At 72.5% G+C, this 2,027-nt stretch carries 4 protein-coding genes; all 4 read left to right on the top strand.

The features are described 5' to 3' along the window. Positions 1-502: MotE family protein (locus tag NJ376_RS28430; RefSeq protein ID WP_370288776.1), on the top strand; the 502-nt coding region annotated here is incomplete at its 5' end. 29 nt (positions 503-531) lie between these two features. Then, entirely contained in the window at positions 532-918 is a 387-nt protein-coding gene (locus NJ376_RS28425) for a chemotaxis response regulator CheY (RefSeq protein WP_252956711.1), read from the top strand. Beyond that, entirely contained in the window at positions 911-1,507 is a 597-nt protein-coding gene (locus NJ376_RS28420) for a protein phosphatase CheZ (RefSeq protein WP_252956710.1), read from the top strand. The genes NJ376_RS28425 and NJ376_RS28420 overlap by 8 nt, the downstream gene beginning before the upstream one ends. After that, on the top strand, positions 1,507-2,027 hold a 521-nt coding region (locus tag NJ376_RS28415), incomplete at its 3' end, for a hypothetical protein (RefSeq protein WP_456310014.1). The genes NJ376_RS28420 and NJ376_RS28415, both read left to right, overlap by 1 nt.

Raw genomic sequence — 2,027 nt, 5'->3', positions numbered from 1 at the left:
GCGGGCCAGCAGCCCGGCCCCGCTGCCGCGCCCCCAGCCTGCCGCGCCGCCGCCCGTTGCGGTACCCGCTCCGCCGCCGGAGCCGACGCCGGAGCAGCGCGCCGAGCGCGCCCTGCTGGAAGGGCTGCGCGCCCGCCGCACCGAGATCGAGGCGCGGGAGCAGGCGATCCAGTCGCGGGAGATGGTGCTGGCTGCCGCCGAGCGCCGCCTCGCCCAGCGCGTCGAGGAGCTGACCGCGCTGCAGCAGCGGATCGCGGCCGCGGACCGCAGCAATGGCGAGCGCGAGGAGGCGGGCTGGCGGCAGATGGTGAAGCTCTACGAGGGCATGCGGCCGCGCGACGCGGCGGCAATCTTCGACGAACTGGACCTCGCCGTGCTGGTCCCGCTGGTGGACCGGATGCGGGAGGCGAAGGCGGCGCCGATCCTCGGCGCCATGAAGCCGGACCGGGCCCGGCTGCTGACCACCGAGCTCGCCCGCCACCGCGCCAGGCCGGCGAACTGACCCGCAGACTGCGACGAAGGAGATCTCGTATGGCGATCGACAAGAACACCAACGTGCTGATCGTGGACGACTACAAGACCATGCTGCGCATCATCCGCAACCTGCTGAAGCAGCTCGACTTCAACAATGTGGAGGAGGCGACGGACGGGCAGGAGGCGCTGGCCAAGCTGCGGGCCGGGCATTTCGGCCTGGTGATCAGCGACTGGAACATGCAGCCGATGACCGGGCTCGACCTGCTGAAGGAGGTCCGCGCCGATGGCCGCCTGAAGGACACGCCCTTCATCATGATCACCGCCGAGAGCAAGACGGAGAATGTGGTCGCCGCCAAGGCCGCCGGCGTCTCCAACTACATCGTGAAGCCCTTCAATGCGGAAACCCTGCGCGAGAAGATCGAGAAGGTGATGGCGCATGCCTGACGGCGACACCGCACCGGACCGGATTGAGCAGGCGGTGCGCGCCGTGCTCGGTACCCTCTCCGGCGACCTCACGGTCACCGAAACCGCGCTGCTGGCCGAGCTCGAAGGGCTGGGGCGGGAGGTGGCGCGGGCGAAGTCGGAAATCGCGGCGCTCCGCGTGGACGACATCAACCACAGCCATATCCCGACCGCGACCGACGAGCTGGACGCGGTGGTGGAGCACACCGCAGCGGCGACCAACGAGATCCTCGATTCCTGCGAGAAGCTGGAGGCGCTGCAGCCGAGCCTCTCTGGCGAGGCGGCGGAGGTGGTCGGCGCCGCCGTCACCCGGATCTATGAGGCCTGCAGCTTCCAGGACATCACCGGCCAGCGCATCGGCAAGGTGGTCTCGGCGCTGAAGGCGATCGAGAAGCGCGTCGCCGCCGTCACCCAGGCCTTCGGCCGCAGCGGGGAGGGCGCGGCGCCGGCGGCGGAACAGGCGGAGAGCGCCGGACTTACGGAAGGGCAGAAACTGGCCAATGGTCCGCAGCTCCCGGGCGGCGGTACCTCGCAGGAGGAGATCGACCGATTGCTGGCGAGCTTCGACTGATGCAGCTCCGGCCGGCCGCCAGGATGGCGCGGGCTCGGGGCAGGGGCTGGGGGGCGCTGCTCGGCGCGCTTCTCCTTCTCGGCTCCCTGCCTGCCCTGGCGCAGGATCGCGTCCCGGTGCGCGTCGGCGACCATCCGACCCATGGCAGGCTGGTCTTCGACTGGCCCGCCCCGCCCGCCTTCACCGTGGAGCAGCAGGGTGACCGGCTGGTGCTGCGCTTCCCCGCCGGCGCCGCGGTGGATCTGGCCGGCGCCCGCCGTCCGCCGCGCAACATGCTGGCGGTGACGCCGGCGGAGGGGGGGATCGCGATCGCGCTGAAGCCTGGCGCCCGGGCCCGGGTGTTCCGGATTGGCAACCGCCTGGTGGTGGATGCGCTGAACCCGGAGGGCGCCGCGCCGCCGGCGGTGGAGGAGGTCAGGGCTGCCCCGTCGCCAGCCCCCGCCTCCCCCGCCCAGGCCAGGGCTGCCGCCACCGCGCCCCGCGCCGCCCCGGCCTCGCGCCCTGCCGCTCCGCCTGCCGC

It is taken from the genome of Siccirubricoccus soli (genome assembly GCF_024178315.1).
GTDB classification, from domain to species: Bacteria; Pseudomonadota; Alphaproteobacteria; order Acetobacterales; family Acetobacteraceae; genus Siccirubricoccus; species Siccirubricoccus soli.
This window is presented reverse-complemented; position numbering and strand designations above follow the sequence as displayed.